Raw genomic sequence first — 17,027 nt, 5'->3', positions numbered from 1 at the left:
CAGAATAAAGCCGGAAGCTATTCCTTCATAATTGAATTTAACCTTCTTAAGATAACCCCAAGTCCGGATTAAACCAGCCTGATTACACCCGTTTTCCCCTTTATTACGCACAACTTCTTGTCAGCGAACGCCGATACAGTAGAGCCATGTCTACACCTTTGATTTCAGGCCTTGATACGACCTCATTCTCCAGCACCATCAACCCGGGCGACGACCTGTTCCGTTTCGTCAACGGCCCGTGGATCGACACCTATGAGCTACCTGACGACCGTTCGCGTTACGGCGCTTTCGACAAGCTCGCCGAAGATTCCGAAAGCCAGATTCGCGACATCCTCGAAGACGAGAACTGCCCGGCGCACAAGTCCCAAAGCCTCTACCGCGCCTTCCTCAACACCGATGCCATCGAAGCCGCCGGCATCAGCCCCATCAAAGACGCGCTCAACCGTATCGACAACGCTGCCGACAAGGCTGAACTCACCAAGGTCTTGGGAACACTAAGCACGCTCGGAGGCCCTGACCTCTTCGATTGCGGCGTCTACGGCGACCCCGGCGACCCCGAACACAACATCCTGCACATCGAGCAGGGTGGTATCGGGCTGCCCGACGAAGCCTACTATCGTGAAGACCACTACGCACCGATTCGTGAACAGTACATACACATGGTCACCAAGCTGCTGATGCTCGCCGATTACGGCGACAGTGCAAAGTGCGAAGCCGACGCCAAACACTTCCTTGAGATCGAAACTCGAATCGCCTCGAACCATTGGGACAATGTAGCGACCAGGGACTCCCAGAAGACCTATAATCCCACCGATTTTGCAGACCTCAACTCGACGCTCTCCCACTTCGACATCGCTTCGTGGCTTGAAGCCTGGCAGGCAGCCTACAATGCGTTGCCAGCCTCGAAGGCACAGCCGCTGGACCTCAAAGCCGCGTTCAGACGCACCATCGTGCATGAGCCGAGCTTCCTTTCCGGCCTCGACAAGTTCTGGGACGGCAGCGAACTCGAGGACCTGAAGCTTTGGGCACGTGTGACGATGGTCAGCGGCTCCGCCAGCACACTGAGCAGCGACTTCGACAAGACCCAGTTCGATTTCTACGGCCGTGTGCTTTCAGGAGCCAAGCAGCAGCGTGACCGTTGGAAGCGCGGCGTTTCTCTGGTCAACGGCATCTGCGGAGAGGAGGTCGGACGCGAATACGTCCGCCTCCACTTCCCCGAAAGTTCGAAAACACGAATGGAACAACTGGTCTCCAACATCATCGAAGGCTATCGCGTCTCCATTTCTACAAGCAACTGGCTTGGCGAGGCAACCAAGACCAAGGCCCTTGAAAAGCTTTCGAAGTTCACCCCGATGATCGGATACACCAACCATTGGCGCGACTACACCGCCCTTGACATCAAACCCGAAATGAGCCTGATGGAGGATCTCAACGCGGCGGTCGCCTATGAAACAGGCTTCCAGTTCTCCAAGATCGGTCAGGTCGTGGACCGCGGCGAATGGCTGATGAACCCGCAGACGGTCAACGCCTACTACGAGCCGTCCATGAATGTCATCGTCTTCCCGGCAGCCATCCTGCAACCGCCGTTCTTCAACCCGGATGCCGACGACGCCGCAAACTACGGAGGCATCGGCGCGGTCATCGGCCACGAGATCGGGCACGGATTCGACGACCAGGGCAGCCAGTACGACGGCGACGGCAAGCTCAACGACTGGTGGAGCGCGGAAGACAAGGCGAACTTCCAGAAACTCACCACCGCGCTGATCGACCAATACAACGGGTTCATCCCCTCCCAGCTTGAGGAGAAGTATGGGGATGACTTGAGCCAAGCCCCACATGTCAACGGCGCGTTGACCATCGGCGAGAACATCGGGGACCTGAGCGGTGTCAACATCAGTCTCAAGGCCTATGCCTTCGCGTTGGACAAGGCCGCCGGGCGTTCGGTCGACGGTTCGCCGCAGGCAGTAGCCGCGTCGCTGGCAAGTGCTCCGGAAATCGACGGATACACCGGCCTGCAGCGTTTCTTCCTAAGCTATGCCTCGATCTGGCGCACTGCGCAACGCGAGGAGCTGACCGAGCAGTATCTGCAGATCGACCCTCACTCCCCCGCAGAATTCCGCACCAACGGCATCGTGCGCAACGTCGACCTCTACTATCAGGCCTTCGAAGTCAAACCCGAAAACAAGTTGTGGCTAGCACCCGAACAGCGAGTATCCATCTGGTAGGAAACCTTCGTTCGATCACTTTGGACGGATCAGCGCAAGAAGATTACGTATGTAGCGATTGAACGGACGGATCGACTAAAAGCCAGTGGCCGGAACGTATTGACGACGTTTCGGCCACTTCTGCATTCGGCCTCGGGTTTTATCCCACCGACGCCACCAACCGGTCGGCGGTCTCGTGCCCTTCGAACACCTCACTGGCATCCCACGATTCGTCCTCGGTTTCATCGTCTGAGGACTGACCATCGTGCTGAGCATGATTGGCCGCCGGCCCACTGACTGTTTGCGTGTTCTCATCCTCACCAGAAGCACGATTCTGGTCTCCTGCGGACACTTGGGCCTGCAATTCGCCACCTTCAGCCGCCGCACCCTCAGCTCGTTCCTGCTCCGCATTGAACGGGTCATGCCCATTGCCCCGCTCTTTTGCTCCCGGTTTGACGCGTTGGAAAACGGAGATGCCAAAACTGAGGTCATGGCCTACGCTGGTCGCTTCCATCACCATCCTGCTATGTTTCGTGCCGTCTCGGGTCCATTCCTCGGTCGCCAAATTGCCTGTGGCGATGACCGGATCACCTTTCTTGAGACTGGAAAGCACATTCTCTGCCAGCTGGCGGAACACCTTGACGCTGATCCATGTCGTAGGTCTGTCCCGCCATTCATTGACCGCAGGATTGAAATATCGTGTCGTACAGCCGATTCTGAACGACGCGGCGGCCGGCCCTCCCTCCTTACCGAAACTTTGAGGGTTCGCACCCATAAATCCTGAAATCGTCACCGTACCTTGCTGTGCCATCGACTCTGCTCCTTTGAAAAACGTCTGCTTGATTGTGGACTGCGGAGCCCGCCAGATGACCCATGAGATTCACATACATTCGCGATTGAGCCCCAGCGCTGAAATGGCCATCGACGAACCCCGCGGTTCTTCCAGTATGCGGTCTGGAACCAAGGATTTTCAAGCCGAAACGGGCACTGTGGTCGAATGATCAGGGTCCCGGCGTGTTGTGGATGCAATGTGGACGAACAAGCCGCTATCCACCGCAAAAACCGAAATGTGCATAACAAAAGCAGCCGCAAACCCATCGCCGGGAAAACGAGATAACGATAGGATCAGGAAACAGGAATATCAATAATGCCGAATAACGAACTGAAAATAGCAGAATATTACCGATAATAGAGTCGCAAAGCCCTCCTCTCCCTGATACAAATCACTACAGCGAATACGGCCGACCACACAAAAACGGGTGGGCGGCACTGCATACCAATCAGTACACAGCGCCGCCCACCCTATTGCAAAGAGCACCGATCACTTTCCATCCGCGCTATTTAGTGTCTTTCAGCGCCACAAGCGCAGAGAGGTGCCACACGCTTGGCACTGCCAAGCAAACGCATAGTGAAAGCGCCGGAATCACTCACTCATAGTCATAGAAACCGTGACCGGTGGACTTGCCCAGCTTGCCCTTGTCGATATAATCCTTCTTGATGCGTTCCGCGAACTCGCGCTGCACCGGATCCTTGCTGTCCTTCGAGAGGTTGTAGGGCGTCATCATGCCGACGGTGTCGTAGATCTGGAACGGGCCGGAAGGCGCGCCGGTGGCGATGCGCCAGGTCTTGTCGATATCCTCGGCCGAAGCCACACCACGCACCCACAGGTCGGCGGCCGCATTGAGCAGCGGCACCAGCAGCGAGTTGAGCAGATAGCCCGGCTGTTCCTTCATCACGCGGATCGGCACCATGCCGATCTCCTCGGCGAACTTGGCGACCTGCTCGAAGACGGCGGGATCGGTCTTCGGCTGAGCCATGACCTCGCCGGTGTTGAATTTCCAGATCTCGTTGGCAAAGTGCAGGCTCATGAACTTCTGCGGCCGATCGGTAAACGGCGCGATCTTGCTCGGTAGCAACGTCGAGGAGTTGGTGCAGAAGATGGTCTTGGCCGGCGCATATTCGCTGACCTTCTCCCACGTGCTCTGCTTGATGTCGAGACGCTCGGGAATGGCCTCGATGATGATGTCGGCATCCTTGACCGCGTCCTTCAGGTCGGCGGTGGCGCGGATGCGCGAGACGGCGGCATCAAGCTTCTCATCGGTGGCGTCGGCAATGTCGCGCTTGTACTGCTTCTTCAGATACTCCCAACGCTGTGGGAGCTTGGCCAAAATCTCGTCGCTGATATCGTAGGCGACCACGTCCTTGCCCTTATACGCCGACTGAAAAATGATCTGCGAGCCCAAGACGCCAGTGCCCAAAACCGTAAGATTCTGCATTGATTGTTCTTCTTTCGTTATTGCCGCCGCGCTTGCCACACCACCGATCCGCAACGGCCTGCGTACGCCGGAGCGGCATCTGACCTACGGTGACGCTCCAAACCCTACCTACTCAATGTTCACAAAAATGTGGCCTACATCACATTATACTCATCATGCAGATAGCAATGAGACGATTCCGATATGGTTCGTCGCATTCCCGGATTTCGGTGTCACCAAAACGACATGTGGCCGTCTTCGTAATAAGAAGACGGCCACATTGGCTTTTGGTAACGCTCTATGATTCAGAGCATTGCGGCGTAACGCTGCGCCAACGTATCGGCGGCCTCGGTTGCAGGAACCTTCACCGCGTTCTCCCCGTTGCGGTCGCGCACCTCAATGGTGCCGTCGTTCAAGAAGTCGCGGCCGACCACGGCGACCAGCGGCACGCCCAGCAGCTCGGCATCCTTGAACTTGACGCCGGGCGAAACCTTCTTGCGGTCATCGTAGATGACCTCGAGACCCTTGGCCTCAAGCTCCTCGACCAGCTTCTCGGCTCCGCCGAACGCCTCGTCCTTCTTGCCGGTGGCCACCACGTGCACCGCGGCGGGCGCGATGTTGACCGGCCAGGCCAGGCCTTTCTCGTCGTGATGGGTCTCGGCGATGCAGGCCATGACGCGAGAGACGCCGATGCCGTAGCTGCCCATCCACACCGGAACCGCCTTGCCGTTCTGGTTCAAAACCTTGAGACCCAGCGCCTCGGAATACTTGAGACCGAGCTGGAAGACCTGACCGATCTCCACGCCGCGCTCGAAGCTCAGCGGGCCGGAGCCGTCCGGGCTCATGTCGCCGTCACGCACCTCAGTCGCCTCCACGGTGCCGTCGGCCTTGAAATCGCGGCCGTAGACCATGTCAAAGGCGTCGACGCCGGACTTGTCGCCGCCGGTGACCCAAGCCGAGCCCTCAGCGATATGCGCGTCGACCAGATAACGCACCGGATCCTTGATAGTGGAACCCTCCACGCGCGCCTGCGGGCCGAGCACATTCGGCCCAATATAGCCCTTGACCAGTTCCGGATGGGCCTTGAGATCGGCCTCGTTGGCCTCTTCGATCTCGGCAGGGGCGAACTGCGCCTCAAGCCTCTTCATATCGACCTGGCGATCGCCCGGCAGCGCCACGACAACGACTTCGCGCCACGGCTTGCGGTGGTCCTCGTTCTCGTCATCGGGCTCGCCCGGATGCTTGACCGCGATGACCACGTTCTTCAGCATATCGGTGGCGGCCCAGTCGCGGCCGTCCTCACGCGGGTAGAGCTTGTTGCACTGCGCGACCATATCGTCGACGCTGCCCGCCTCGGGTAGGTCCTTTAAAGACATCGCCGGAGTCTTGGAGCAATCCACGGCCGGCACCTCGGGGGTCGTCAACGCTTCTACGTTCCACGCCTTGCCGCTCGGGGCCTTGGCGAAGGTGTCCTCACCGATAGGCATCGGGGAAAGGAACTCCTGCGACTCGAAGCCGCCCATGGGCCCGGAGACCGCGTGGACCATGATGTATCCCAGATCGAGACGCTGGAAGATGCGCTCGTAGGCGTCGCGCTCCTCGACGTAGGCCTTCTTCAGCCCGTCCTCGTCGATGGTGAAGGAATAGCCGTCCTCCATGATGAACTCACGGCCGCGCACGAGGCCCGCGCGCGGACGGAACTCGTCGCGGTACTTGGTCTGGATCTGATAGAGGGTGACCGGCAGGTCCTTGTATGAGGAATACATGTCCTTCACCAGCAGGGTGAACATCTCCTCGTGGGTCGGGGCCAGCAGATAATCGGCTTCGTGGCGATCCTTCAAGCGGAAGATGTTCTCGCCGTATTCCTCCCAGCGGTGCGTGGCCTCGTACGGCTCTTTGGGCAGCAGGGCCGGGAAATGGACTTCCTGACCGCCGATGCCGTCGACCTCCTCGCGGACCACAGCCTCGATTTTATTGAGAACTTTCAGACCCAGCGGCAGCCAGGTCCAGATGCCGGGCGCGGCCTTGCGGATATAGCCCGCACGTTGGAGCAAACGAGCCGAATCAACATCGGCGTCGGCGGGGTCCTCGCGCAGCGTGCGCAGGAACATGGTGGACATACGAAGTGCTTTTGTCATGGTTCCTAAATTATTCGCGCGAGCCGACATTGGCGGCGGTAAAAAACAAATGTGGATAAGCGCCCAACCATGCACATTCCATCCACAACACGCTGAAACCCCGAGCATTCGACCACAGTGTCCGTTCAAGCTTGCATTGTTTAGCATTCAGACTTTAGCGTAAATGATACGCAATCGACGAATTCGACGTTCATTCCCCAATAAACCGAAGTAAGCAAAAATGAAAATCAATAGATATTGAATTGAAATATCAATAGATAAGGAATATAATGTGAAACGCAAGAAGTTGGAAAGAGAATTACGGGGGCCCGCTCGCGAACACTGTCTCGATATCGCATTCCACGAAGGCGGCAATCATACGATCGTGTCTATCGGAAGCGTTCAAAGCACAATCCCCCCGCCATCGCGAAATCAATGAAATCACGGCAAACAGCATCATCAGATATTTCGAAAGGAATTTGAATGGTCAACAGTGAAGTCACCGCCATCGCGACACGTTCCGGCAAATGGTGGGCCATCGAAGTTCCGCAACGGCCAGGATTGTTCACCCAAGTCAAACGGCTCGACCAGGTTGATGCCATGGTTCACGACGCCGCGAAATCGCTCGGAAAACCGGTCGGTGCGGTTCATCTTGAAATCCGGCTCGGCGACGCGCAGGATGATGAGATGATCAGTGAGTTACGTGAGGCTCGAGACGAGGCGGCAAAGGCGCAGGAAAGGGCTTCAACCCTCACTCGCCATACCATCGCCTCATTACGCAAACGCGGCTTCAAACTTGCGGATATCGCCCGAATCATCGGGTTGACTATCCAACGGGTCAGCGCGTTGCAGTATTCGTGAATCCTCTACTGAAACAAATAGCGCACGCTTAGGCAAAGCAGCAAGTCAAAATCAGACAAACGCCCGCCGTAACCTCTGATTTTGACTAGAACAGCTCGTCTTGGGCGAATTCGTCCTCGTCGGACGGCAGCTGACCGGCGGCCTGCTTGGTGAAGGCAACGCTGCCCTCGTCGGCGAGACGGGCACAGGCGGCCTTGGAATTGTCGCGCAGCTTGCCGTCGAGCAGGACGGCATCAGGCGATACCAGGAACGCGCGTTCGCTGATGTCGTCGAGATAGAGCCCATCAAGGTTCTCCACACGTGAGAGCGCGACATAGCCCATGCCCGGCGCGAAGGTGCGGCGCAGGTTCATCACGGCACGGTCGAGGGTCATGCCCTGTGACTTGTGGATGGTGATGGCCCACGCGCAGCGCAATGGAACCTGCTTGACGCTGGCCAGTATGGTTTCGCCGTCCATCATGTCCCACGAAGCCTGCTTCATGGTCACGGTGTTGCCGTTTTCGAAAGCGACGATAGGCCAACCGCCCTTGGCCTGCGAAACGAACCCCTCCACCTTGCCGATGGACCCGTTGACGTACTGGTGGTCGGCGTCGTTGCGCAGCGCCATCACGGCGGCCCCGGTTTTGAGCTCAAGCTTTTCGGGGGCGAGCATGTTCTTCTTCAGCCGCTTGACCAGATCCGCAGGGCCGGCCGACTCGGCGACGTATTCGTGCGTCTCGTCGTGGATTTGCGAAAGCCGCAGATCGTTCAAGGTGTCGGCCTGTTTGTTGACCGGGAAGAGGTGGACGGCCACTTCCCCTGCAGCCGGCGACTTGCCCATACGCCCGGCGAGCACATCGTGGTCTTCCTGGGTCACGCTGCCTTCGCGGATATCGGTAAGGACGGTGAGCAATTGGCCATCGTCCTGACGGTGCTGTTCGGTGAGATAGCAGACCACTGGATTAAGTTCGTCCCAGACCAGCGATTCGGTGACGAAGCCATCGGCGTCCTTGCCTGCATCGGCATAGCGCTGACGGGACATGAGGAATTCGGGGCTCGGCGGCAGAGCGTCACGCCCACGGAACGATTTACGAACCGGCGGCAGCTGGAAGAAGTCGCCGGAAAGCACGACCTGCAGGCCGCCGAACGGCTCGGGGCTGTGGCGCAACGCCCGGCAGACGTCGTCGACCATGTCGAAAAGCCACGCGGGCAGCATGGAAACCTCATCGATGACGAGGATATCGGCTGCCTCGATCTTGCGCTTGCGGCGCGAGCGAATCCGCTTCATCAGCGTCTCGGTCATCACCTGCGAGACGCCAACGCCGGACCATGAATGGATGGTCTGACCGTTGATGTGCGTGGCGGCGATGCCGGTGGAGGCGGTGACGGCGACAGAAGCACCATGGGCACGGGCGGCGCGGATGAACTCGTTCAAGACGTAGGTCTTGCCGGCACCTGGCGCACCGGTGATGAACGCGTTCGCCCCCGCGCCGAGAATCGTCAGCGCCTCCGCCTGCTTCATGCCGTTCCCACTTCCTTATTCAGGCTGCGATGAAAATCAGCAAATCCGCGTAATAATCCTGATTTTCATCGCATCTTCATTTGAGCTTGCGATGAAAATCACCGAAAACCGATCTAAACACTGATTTTCATCGCAGATGCCGCATCACTCGGCGTTGAGGCTCGTTTCCACAATGTGCTTGCAAATGGCCTTGGCCTGTGCCTCGTCCGGGCCGGGAACCGGGGCCATAAAGGCCTCGCGGTAGTAGCGCAGCTCGTCGAGCGACTCGATAATATCGGCGAGGGCGCGGTGGCCGCCGTTCTTGGGCGGACGGTTCACATAAACCGCCGGGTACCAGCGACGGGCCAGCTCCTTGATGGTGCTGACGTCGATGCTGCGATAGTGCAAATGGCTCATGAAGTTCGGCATGAAGTGGTCGAGGTACTTCTTGTCGCTGCCGATGGTGTTGCCGGCAAGCAGCGGCTTGACCCCGTCCGGCGTGAAGCGGGCGACGTACTCGGTGATCTTCTTTTCGGCATCGGCAAGGCTCAGGCCATGCTCCCATTCCTTGATCAGCCCAGAGCGGGTGTGCATCGCGCGCACGAAGTCGCCCATGTGGTCGACGGCCTTCTGCGAGGGCTTGATGACGTAGTCCACGCCTTCGTCGAGCACGTTCAGATTGAAATCGGTCGGCACCACGGAGACCTCGACCAGCTCGTCGCCGCCGAAGATATCGAGGCCGGTCATCTCGCAGTCGATCCAGATCAGCCGCGACCCCTCGGCCGTATACGTCTCGTCATCCTGAGCATTCACCATAATTCGTTCCCCTTTTATCTTTGACCACAGAACACTACAGATTATCTCACATGTGTGACGGCGTTAATGATTATTAAAAAAACTAACTGACGTGGTTGGGCGGGGATATACAATGCTGAGGCACCCTCCAGGCCGGTAGGCCAAGCTTTACGCCACAGCATTGTATATCCCCGCCCAACCACTCAACCTTAAATTGTTTTTATTCGCTTCTTAGCCGAGCCCCGAACGCCATAATCTTTTAATAACACCATACCATTCGGTTGCTTTACCACTTTCCCGTTGAGTGCTTGGGGCTGGGATATGCGATGTCAGACCGTAAAGACTCGGCCTGTGCAAAATCGAAGATTTTGCCTTCGTGCTCTTGGCGAGCACTCACTTCGCCTACGGCCAATCCACTGGATTGGCCGCTTAACGGCTCAGCCCGGAGCGTGTCGGACATCGTATATCCCAGCCCCAAGCACGTCAGTTGGTCTAACTGGAATCAGATTTGAAACTCAGTCATTGTGGAAACCGCTGTAGTTCGGGGCTTCGGCGGTCATCACGATGTCGTGCGGGTGCGATTCGCGCAGTCCGGCGTCGGTGATGCGCACGAAGCGGCCCTTCTCGGCCATCTCCTTGATATTGTGCGCGCCAATGTAGAACATCGACTGGTGCAGACCGCCGATGAGCTGGTAGAGCACCGCGTTCAGGGAACCGCGATACGGCACCTCGCCTTCGACGCCCTCCGGGATGACCTTGTCGTTGCTGGTGACGTCGGCCTGGAAGTAGCGGTCCTTGGAGTAGGACTTCTTGCCACGCGGTGCCATCGCGCCCAGCGAGCCCATGCCGCGGTAGAGCTTGTACTGCTTGCCGTGCAGGAAGACCTTCTCGCCTGGGGTCTCGTCGCAGCCGGCGAGCGCGCCGCCGAGCATGACCGTCGAGGCGCCTGCCACAAGGGCCTTGGCGATGTCGCCGGAATAGTGGATGCCACCGTCGGCGATGCAGGGCACGCCGGCCGCACGGCAGACCTGGGCCGCGTCATAGACGGCGGTGAGCTGCGGAACGCCGACGCCCGCGACTACACGCGTGGTGCAGATGGAGCCGGGGCCGACGCCGACCTTGACCGCGTCCACACCCGCGTCGATCATGGCCTGCGCGCCGGAGGCGGTCGCCACGTTGCCGCCGATGATCTGCACACCGTTGAAGGCGCGGTCGGACTTGAGCCTCTTGATCATGTCGAGTGCCAGATGGGCCTCGCCGTTGGCGGTATCGACGACGAGCACGTCGACACCAGCCTCCATCAGAGCGCTGGCGCGTTGCCACGCGTCACCCAAGAAGCCGATGCCTGCGGCCACACGCAGACGTCCTTGGTCGTCCTTGGTGGCGTCCGGGTACTGCTCGGTTTTCACGAAGTCCTTGACGGTGATCAGACCGGCGAGCTTGCCGTCCTTGTCGACCAACGGCAGCTTCTCGACCTTGTGACGCGCAAGCAGGTCGTGGGCGTCTTCACGTGAGATGTTCGCCGGTCCGGTAATCAGCCCGTCCTTGGTCATCACATCACGAACCTTGAGCTTGTCGTAATCCGAGGGAGCGATGAAACGCATGTCGCGGTTGGTGATGATACCGAGCAACCTGTTGTCGCTGTCGACGACGGGCAGGCCCGAAATATGGAAACGGCCACACAGCTTGTCGAGATCGGCAAGGGTGGCCTCGGGATTGACGGTGAGCGGATCGGTGATCATACCCGACTCACTGCGCTTGACGATATCGACCTGCGAGGCCTGATCGTCGATGGAAAGGTTGCGGTGCAGCACGCCGATGCCGCCGTTTCGTGCCATGGCGATGGCCATGTCGGATTCGGTGACCGTGTCCATGGCTGCCGAGATGGCGGGAACCTTCATGGTGATTTCGCGGGTCAGATGCGTTGTCGTATCGACCTGTGAGGGAATGACATCAGTCTCGTTGGGAAGCAACAAGACATCGTCATATGCCAGACCCATCTTCGCAAAGATAGGAGGTAGAGGATTGTAGGATGACTGGATATCAGATTGTGAGTTAATAGCCATATCACAACTATATGGGCGCGGGCTGACGAGCGTCGACATTGGTTGCGATTACTACCGTTTTCGGTGGTGTCGCGCGTTTCGTACGTCCAGACCCTCTTCTTTTTGTAATTCAAGCCACCGTCGCATCAGATACGGCGACAGCGTGCAAATCGTCAGGATCACGGCCGCGACAACCATGCCGATGGCCACATACTGCCATTTAAAGAACAAGATCATGATCGAGCCGAAGGAAATCAGCGCCGCCCATCCCCAGAGAATCAGCACGGCACCTTGAACGCTGTGACCAATACGCAACATGCGGTGATGCAGATGCATACGATCGGGGTGCATCGGCGACTGGCCTTTGCTCAGGCGGCGGACGATGGCCAGGCACATGTCGAGCACCGGCAGGAAGAGCACGAGAATCGGCAGCAGAATCGGCATGAACGCAGGCAAGTAGAGGCTGGTATGCACCGAAGCCGGATCGAGATGTCCGGTCATGATAATCGAGGCGCAGGTGATCATATAGCCCAGCAGCATTGAACCGGAGTCCCCCATAAAGAGTTTCGCCGGATGCCAGTTATGGAGCAAAAAGCCGACACAGATGCCGACCAAAGCCACGTCAAGCAGGGTGGCCATCGAGGCGTAGCTGGGTGTGGCCCGCGCGATGACGTAGGAATAAATCGCGAACGCGATGCCGCCGATGGCGACGATGCCGGAAGAGAGACCGTCAAGGCCGTCGACAAAGTTGACTGCGTTGATCGAGGCGACGATGAGAAAAGCCGTAATGGCCATGGAAATGCTCGGCGAGGCCGTGACCAGAGAGCCGAACGGCAGGAAGATGATCTGCACACCGCCCCACGCGACGAACACGGAAATCAGGAGCTGACCGGCCAGTTTGAGCATCCAATCCAGATCCCACAAATCGTCCGCCACCCCCAGCAGGCAGATCATCACCGCGCCGGCGAGGACGACCCAAGCCTGATACGAGCCGACGAAAAGGCCTGAAATGAAGGGCATCTTACTGGCGAACACAATCGAGACCACCAGCCCAATCAGCATCGCCACTCCACCCATACGCGGGGTCGGCACCTTATGCACGTCACGGGCGCGGACTTCTCCCACCGCTCCGACTTCTATGGCAAGATGACGGACCAGAGGGGTGACCAGCCATGTGGCTCCTCCCGCAATCGCGGCGATGAACAGGTAGACTCTCATGCGTTGGGGCTCTCGCTTTCGGCGTCTTGGAGCGCGGCACGCACCTGCGCCACGCTGATGACTCCCTCACGAACAATCGAAATCCCGTCACGCTCGTTTGGATCGGCGGCAACCACCGTGCTCGCGACATGGCTCGTGGTGGGACCTCCGTCAAGATAGAGGTCGACGTCGTCACCGAGCGCCGCAACGGCTTCCTCAACCGTCTGCGGGCTTTGACCGCCACTGCGGTTCGCGCTGGAACAGGCCAAAGGCCCGACGGCACGTAACGTCTTGAGGCAGGCCGCGGAATCGGGCACACGCACGGCCTGGGTCTTGCTGCCGTTCAGCTCGTCACGCAACGTGACCAGTTTCGAGCCGGCTAAAGCCACGACGATCGGCGAAAACGGACCGGGCAGAAAAGCCTTGGCAAGTCGGTCAAGCGGCATCGGAAGATAGAGATCAAGCCCTTTCAAATCATCGACCGAGGAGAGCAGCACCTGCAGCGCCTTGCTTCGCGGACGACGCTTCGCCTCATAGATGCGGCTGACGGCCTCGGCGCTGAACGGGCTGGCGGCAACGCCGTAGACGGTATCGGTCGGCAATACGACGAGTCCCCCATCGTTGACGATCTTGGCCGCCAAAGCCAGGGATTCTTCATCAATCGCACGCACGTCGCTCATATTGCCTCCAACACAAAGTATGCATTCATTGCATCATTGCGCCCCGACTTCACCGAGCAGAACCATAGAACCGTTACCAATCCTCACATATCCGTCAGTCAGTCTTGTCTTACCGGTTGGCAGATACCGCCGAATCGCCCTTCGTCAATGCGCCAATATTGCAATACAGCGCGGCGAGCAGATGAAGAAAACTATCCCTTGACGGCAAAAAGATAACGCGGCCTACCGGTAAGATCATCACCCGTATGCGCCGTGCGGAAACCGTGGGCCATGGCGAAATCGGCCAGCAGACGCGCCTGCGAGATGTCGTGCTCCATCACCAGCGCCCCGCCGCTGCGCAAGAGCTTCGACGCACGAAGAATGATCCGTTCCGGGATATAGGTCCCGTCGGCCGACCCGCCGTAAAGTGCCATCTGCGGGTCATGGTCGCGCACTTCCGGCTGCTGCGGGATCTGGGAGGACGGGACGTAAGGCGGGTTGGTGACCACGGCGTCGATCGTTCCGTCCAATCGCGCCAGCATCATGGCGTTCGTTGCGTCGGCATGGAAGAGATGATAGTGGTAACCGGCCAGCGAATGGTCTTTGAACACCTTCTGCTGGTTGCGTTTTGTCCATTTCAGGGCTTCTTCGCTCATCTCTACCGCCCAGACCTCGCTGCCGCTCAGCTCCGTGACCAGCGAAAGTCCGATCGCCCCGCTTCCCGCGCACAAATCGACCAGACGGCTGGGCTTGATATGGTTGCGCACCAGCCAGTCGATGGCGGCCTGCACCACGGTCTCGGTTTCAGGGCGCGGGATGAAGACGCCGGGGCCGACGTCCAGATCGAGGTATCGGAACGGGGCGTGGCCGACGATATATTGCAGCGGCTCGCGCTGTTTACGCCGCGCGAGCATCACGACGAAACGACGGACGGCCGCATCGTCGGCCTCGGCCTGTCGATCTCCCGGGTCTTGGGCGTCACGATTATCGGCGGATTCGTTCTGCTGAAGCGCTTTGTCGTTTTCGCCGTTCTTCGAATCAGCGTCAATACGTATTACATCTGGATTACCGAGCGTTCCCGTTTCGGTATCCGACTTGACCACGCTGTGCAACGGCATATCCAACAAGATCGATTTCTCGACGTCGCCTGGCTTGACCCCAAACGCCTCAGCCAGCAATAATTTGGCATCGTTGCGAGGCGTTTCCACGCCGGCCTTGCCCAGCTCCTCGCTGGCCAGCCGAATCATGGCATCAGTATCACGTTTTGCCTGCGTATCCGCCATTTTCGCCCCTTCATTGCCGCTCGCACGATTCACCGTGTACCTGTGGTTCATTAGACAATCAAGCCTTGTGCGCAAGTCTGCCACGATGGCAAGTCAACGGCGTATTGACTCAGTCCGTCTTGGCCAACCGCGCGGCCTCGTCGGCCTGGATGTCGCTGTCGATGACGGCCTGCAGGTCGCCGTCGAGCACCTGGTCGAGGTTGTAGGCCTTGTAGTTGGTGCGGTGGTCGACGATACGGTTTTCAGGGAAGTTGTAGGTGCGGATACGTTCGGAACGGTCGAGCGAGCGCACCTGCGAATGACGCATATCCGCCGCCTCCTCGGCTTCCTTCTCGTGTTTCATCGCCAACAGGCGCGATTTAAGCACGCGCAGGGCGGCGGCGCGGTTCTGGATCTGCGACTTCTCGTCCTGCATGCTCACCACGACGCCGGTGGGGATATGGGTCATGCGAACGGCAGAATACGTGGTGTTCACGGACTGGCCACCGGGGCCGGAGCTCATGAAAATGTCGATTTTGAGGTCTTTGGGATCGATCTCGATCTCATCGTCGTCCTCATCGGCCTCCGGGAAGACGATGACACCGGCCGCCGAGGTCTGGATGCGCCCCTGCGATTCGGTGACGGGGATGCGCTGCACGCGGTGTACGCCACCCTCATACTTGAGCGAGGCCCACACGCCGTCCTCGGGTGCCGGGTTTCCTTTGGCCCGGATGGCGACCTGCACGTCCTTGACGCCGCCGAGCTCGGTGCTGTTCTCACTTTGGATAGTGGTCGACCAGCCGCGTTTTTCGGCATAACGCGTGTACATGCGCAACAGGTCACCGGCGAACAGCGCGGCCTCTTCCCCGCCGGTGCCGGCCTTGATCTCCATGATGGTATCGCGAACATCGTCGGGATCGCGCGGAATCAGTGCACCACGCAGCTTCTCTTCGGCTTGGGGAACCATGGCTTCGAGCCGTTTGGCCTCGTCGGCGAAATCGGCGTCCTCCTTAGCCATTTCCTTGGCGGCTTCGGCATCCTCTTTGGCGTGCTGCCAGGCACGATAAGCTTCGACGATGCTGCCCAACTGGGCATGGCGACGCCCCAACTTGCGAATCGCCTTGGGGTCGGAGGCGACCTCGGGCTGGCTCATCTGCCGCTCGATGTCCAGGTATTCCTCCAACGCGCTTTGCGCCGCCGGGAATTGCTCGTCTGCCATGCAAAAGTCCTTTTATAATATTGCCGCTGTTTTCAAGATTGAAATCACGAAATTGGGTATGAAAAACGCCAGCCCGGATTCGGGTCGAAAACCCGATACCCAGAGGCTGGCGAATGAAAAATGCTACTTGGTCTTCTTGCCGTAGCGCTTCTCGAAGCGGGCGACGCGGCCGCCGGTATCGAGAATCTTCTGCTTGCCCGTGTAGAACGGGTGGCAGTTCGCGCACACATCAACCGTCATGTGATCGCCCTTGGCGGTGCTGCGCGTGACGAAAGTATTGCCGCAAGAGCAGGTGACCTGCACTGCGTGATAATCGGGATGAATACCCTGCTTCATAATGTCTCCTAAGGAATTCAGGTGACCCGGGTCGCCTAACCCCAATGGTCAGACGTGAACCGGAACTTTGATATTCTATCAGCGAGCATTGACTTGGTTCGTTCTCATCTGCCAAAACACAGGTGAGAAAAAGAACGATCTGAGTCATACGACGCCTGAAATGTACAACAATTATCGACAGCCTTTCATCCCGATTTCGTCTTTGGGCTGATTGCCGACCTTTATAACACGCCGTAAATTCGACCGTATGCCCGTCGGATTCCCTTGATACTTTGATGCTATCAACAAATCCACGCAAAGGAGCCAGAAATGACCGATATGCTGTATTTTGAAACGCACGGCAAAACCCACACGATGTATCTCCCCAGCCACGAACGTGCCCTGGAGATCGAAGCCGACATCATGGCCAACCCGTCCGGCATATTCCCCATCGAAATTGTCGTCGGCAAAAAGACCTATACGCTCTACATCAATCCCAAGGAATGGAGCTATTGGCAGTTCCTCGAGACAAAAGGCGGGTTCAAGGTCGCGCCAAGCTACTGAGAAACGGATGGCGATACACCGCAGGCACGGCGGTTTCATGCAAACATCCTCCAT

Annotated in this window: 14 protein-coding genes; 3 read left to right on the top strand and 11 right to left on the bottom strand. The window is 58.4% G+C overall.

The genetic code is table 11. From position 1 onward, the window contains the following. Positions 1 to 146 precede the first annotated feature (146 nt). On the top strand, positions 147 to 2,225 hold the full coding sequence (locus OZX75_RS01345) for a M13 family metallopeptidase (protein WP_277146468.1): 2,079 nt from the start codon (positions 147 to 149) through the stop codon (positions 2,223 to 2,225). A 139-nt stretch (positions 2,226 to 2,364) separates the two neighbouring features. Here OZX75_RS01345 and OZX75_RS01340 read toward each other — a convergent pair whose 3' ends face one another. From OZX75_RS01340 to OZX75_RS01330, 3 genes are all read right to left on the bottom strand, one after another. Further along, on the bottom strand, positions 2,365 to 3,015 hold the full coding sequence (locus OZX75_RS01340) for a single-stranded DNA-binding protein (RefSeq protein WP_277146467.1): 651 nt from the start codon (positions 3,013 to 3,015) through the stop codon (positions 2,365 to 2,367). Positions 3,016 to 3,631: 616 nt separating this feature from the next. Continuing rightward, complete coding sequence (locus OZX75_RS01335) at positions 3,632 to 4,480, bottom strand: 3-hydroxyacyl-CoA dehydrogenase (protein ID WP_277146466.1); 849 nt, start codon at positions 4,478 to 4,480, stop codon at positions 3,632 to 3,634. 284 nt (positions 4,481 to 4,764) lie between these two features. Beyond that, entirely contained in the window at positions 4,765 to 6,579 is a 1,815-nt protein-coding gene (locus OZX75_RS01330; protein WP_277147574.1) for a proline--tRNA ligase, read from the bottom strand. A 480-nt stretch (positions 6,580 to 7,059) separates the two neighbouring features. Between OZX75_RS01330 and OZX75_RS01325 the strand changes: the two genes are divergently transcribed. After that, positions 7,060 to 7,437, top strand: coding sequence for an XRE family transcriptional regulator (locus OZX75_RS01325; protein ID WP_277146465.1), 378 nt, complete (start codon positions 7,060 to 7,062; stop codon positions 7,435 to 7,437). A gap of 85 nt (positions 7,438 to 7,522) precedes the next feature. Here OZX75_RS01325 and OZX75_RS01320 read toward each other — a convergent pair whose 3' ends face one another. The 8 genes from OZX75_RS01320 to rpmE form a co-directional block, all read right to left on the bottom strand. Next, the gene (locus OZX75_RS01320; protein ID WP_277146464.1) at positions 7,523 to 8,938 is read right to left on the bottom strand and encodes a PIF1 family DEAD/DEAH box helicase; all 1,416 of its coding nucleotides are present in this window, start codon (positions 8,936 to 8,938) and stop codon (positions 7,523 to 7,525) included. Between the two features lie 144 nt (positions 8,939 to 9,082). Beyond that, positions 9,083 to 9,733 (bottom strand): oligoribonuclease, encoded by a 651-nt coding sequence (orn, locus tag OZX75_RS01315; RefSeq protein WP_277146463.1) that lies wholly within the window; start codon positions 9,731 to 9,733, stop codon positions 9,083 to 9,085. Between the two features lie 494 nt (positions 9,734 to 10,227). Continuing rightward, positions 10,228 to 11,778: an IMP dehydrogenase gene (guaB, locus tag OZX75_RS01310; RefSeq protein ID WP_277146462.1), complete on the bottom strand. Its 1,551-nt coding sequence runs from the start codon at positions 11,776 to 11,778 to the stop codon at positions 10,228 to 10,230. Positions 11,779 to 11,829: 51 nt separating this feature from the next. Beyond that, entirely contained in the window at positions 11,830 to 12,975 is a 1,146-nt protein-coding gene (locus OZX75_RS01305) for an MraY family glycosyltransferase (protein WP_277146461.1), read from the bottom strand. Beyond that, on the bottom strand, positions 12,972 to 13,634 hold the full coding sequence (locus tag OZX75_RS01300) for an L-threonylcarbamoyladenylate synthase (protein WP_277146460.1): 663 nt from the start codon (positions 13,632 to 13,634) through the stop codon (positions 12,972 to 12,974). Before OZX75_RS01300 ends, OZX75_RS01305 begins: the two co-directional genes overlap by 4 nt. Before the next feature lie 191 nt (positions 13,635 to 13,825). Next, the gene (gene prmC / locus OZX75_RS01295) at positions 13,826 to 14,896 is read right to left on the bottom strand and encodes a peptide chain release factor N(5)-glutamine methyltransferase (protein ID WP_277146459.1); all 1,071 of its coding nucleotides are present in this window, start codon (positions 14,894 to 14,896) and stop codon (positions 13,826 to 13,828) included. Between the two features lie 109 nt (positions 14,897 to 15,005). Beyond that, a complete protein-coding gene (gene prfA, locus OZX75_RS01290; RefSeq protein WP_277146458.1) occupies positions 15,006 to 16,094 on the bottom strand; it encodes a peptide chain release factor 1 in 1,089 nt (362 codons plus the stop codon). Between the two features lie 123 nt (positions 16,095 to 16,217). Further along, a complete protein-coding gene (rpmE, locus tag OZX75_RS01285) occupies positions 16,218 to 16,430 on the bottom strand; it encodes a 50S ribosomal protein L31 (RefSeq protein WP_277146457.1) in 213 nt (70 codons plus the stop codon). Positions 16,431 to 16,739: 309 nt separating this feature from the next. Between rpmE and OZX75_RS01280 the strand changes: the two genes are divergently transcribed. After that, the gene (locus OZX75_RS01280) at positions 16,740 to 16,973 is read left to right on the top strand and encodes a hypothetical protein (RefSeq protein WP_277146456.1); all 234 of its coding nucleotides are present in this window, start codon (positions 16,740 to 16,742) and stop codon (positions 16,971 to 16,973) included. The last annotated feature ends 54 nt before the right edge of the window (positions 16,974 to 17,027 follow it).

This window comes from Bifidobacterium sp. ESL0800, assembly GCF_029395355.1.
Taxonomy (GTDB): domain Bacteria; phylum Actinomycetota; class Actinomycetes; order Actinomycetales; family Bifidobacteriaceae; genus Bifidobacterium.
This window is presented reverse-complemented; position numbering and strand designations above follow the sequence as displayed.

What these genes read in the sequence shown, in the direction of transcription:
- OZX75_RS01345 (WP_277146468.1), top strand. Translation starts at nt 147, where the DNA reads ATGTCTACACCTTTGATTTCAGGCCTTGATACGACCTCATTCTCCAGC.
- OZX75_RS01340 (WP_277146467.1), bottom strand. Translation starts at nt 3,015, where the DNA reads ATGGCACAGCAAGGTACGGTGACGATTTCAGGATTTATGGGTGCGAAC.
- OZX75_RS01335 (WP_277146466.1), bottom strand. Translation starts at nt 4,480, where the DNA reads ATGCAGAATCTTACGGTTTTGGGCACTGGCGTCTTGGGCTCGCAGATC.
- OZX75_RS01330 (WP_277147574.1), bottom strand. Translation starts at nt 6,579, where the DNA reads ATGTCCACCATGTTCCTGCGCACGCTGCGCGAGGACCCCGCCGACGCC.
- OZX75_RS01325 (WP_277146465.1), top strand. Translation starts at nt 7,060, where the DNA reads ATGGTCAACAGTGAAGTCACCGCCATCGCGACACGTTCCGGCAAATGG.
- OZX75_RS01320 (WP_277146464.1), bottom strand. Translation starts at nt 8,938, where the DNA reads ATGAAGCAGGCGGAGGCGCTGACGATTCTCGGCGCGGGGGCGAACGCG.
- orn (WP_277146463.1), bottom strand. Translation starts at nt 9,733, where the DNA reads ATGGTGAATGCTCAGGATGACGAGACGTATACGGCCGAGGGGTCGCGG.
- guaB (WP_277146462.1), bottom strand. Translation starts at nt 11,778, where the DNA reads ATGGCTATTAACTCACAATCTGATATCCAGTCATCCTACAATCCTCTA.
- OZX75_RS01305 (WP_277146461.1), bottom strand. Translation starts at nt 12,975, where the DNA reads ATGAGAGTCTACCTGTTCATCGCCGCGATTGCGGGAGGAGCCACATGG.
- OZX75_RS01300 (WP_277146460.1), bottom strand. Translation starts at nt 13,634, where the DNA reads ATGAGCGACGTGCGTGCGATTGATGAAGAATCCCTGGCTTTGGCGGCC.
- prmC (WP_277146459.1), bottom strand. Translation starts at nt 14,896, where the DNA reads ATGGCGGATACGCAGGCAAAACGTGATACTGATGCCATGATTCGGCTG.
- prfA (WP_277146458.1), bottom strand. Translation starts at nt 16,094, where the DNA reads ATGGCAGACGAGCAATTCCCGGCGGCGCAAAGCGCGTTGGAGGAATAC.
- rpmE (WP_277146457.1), bottom strand. Translation starts at nt 16,430, where the DNA reads ATGAAGCAGGGTATTCATCCCGATTATCACGCAGTGCAGGTCACCTGC.
- OZX75_RS01280 (WP_277146456.1), top strand. Translation starts at nt 16,740, where the DNA reads ATGACCGATATGCTGTATTTTGAAACGCACGGCAAAACCCACACGATG.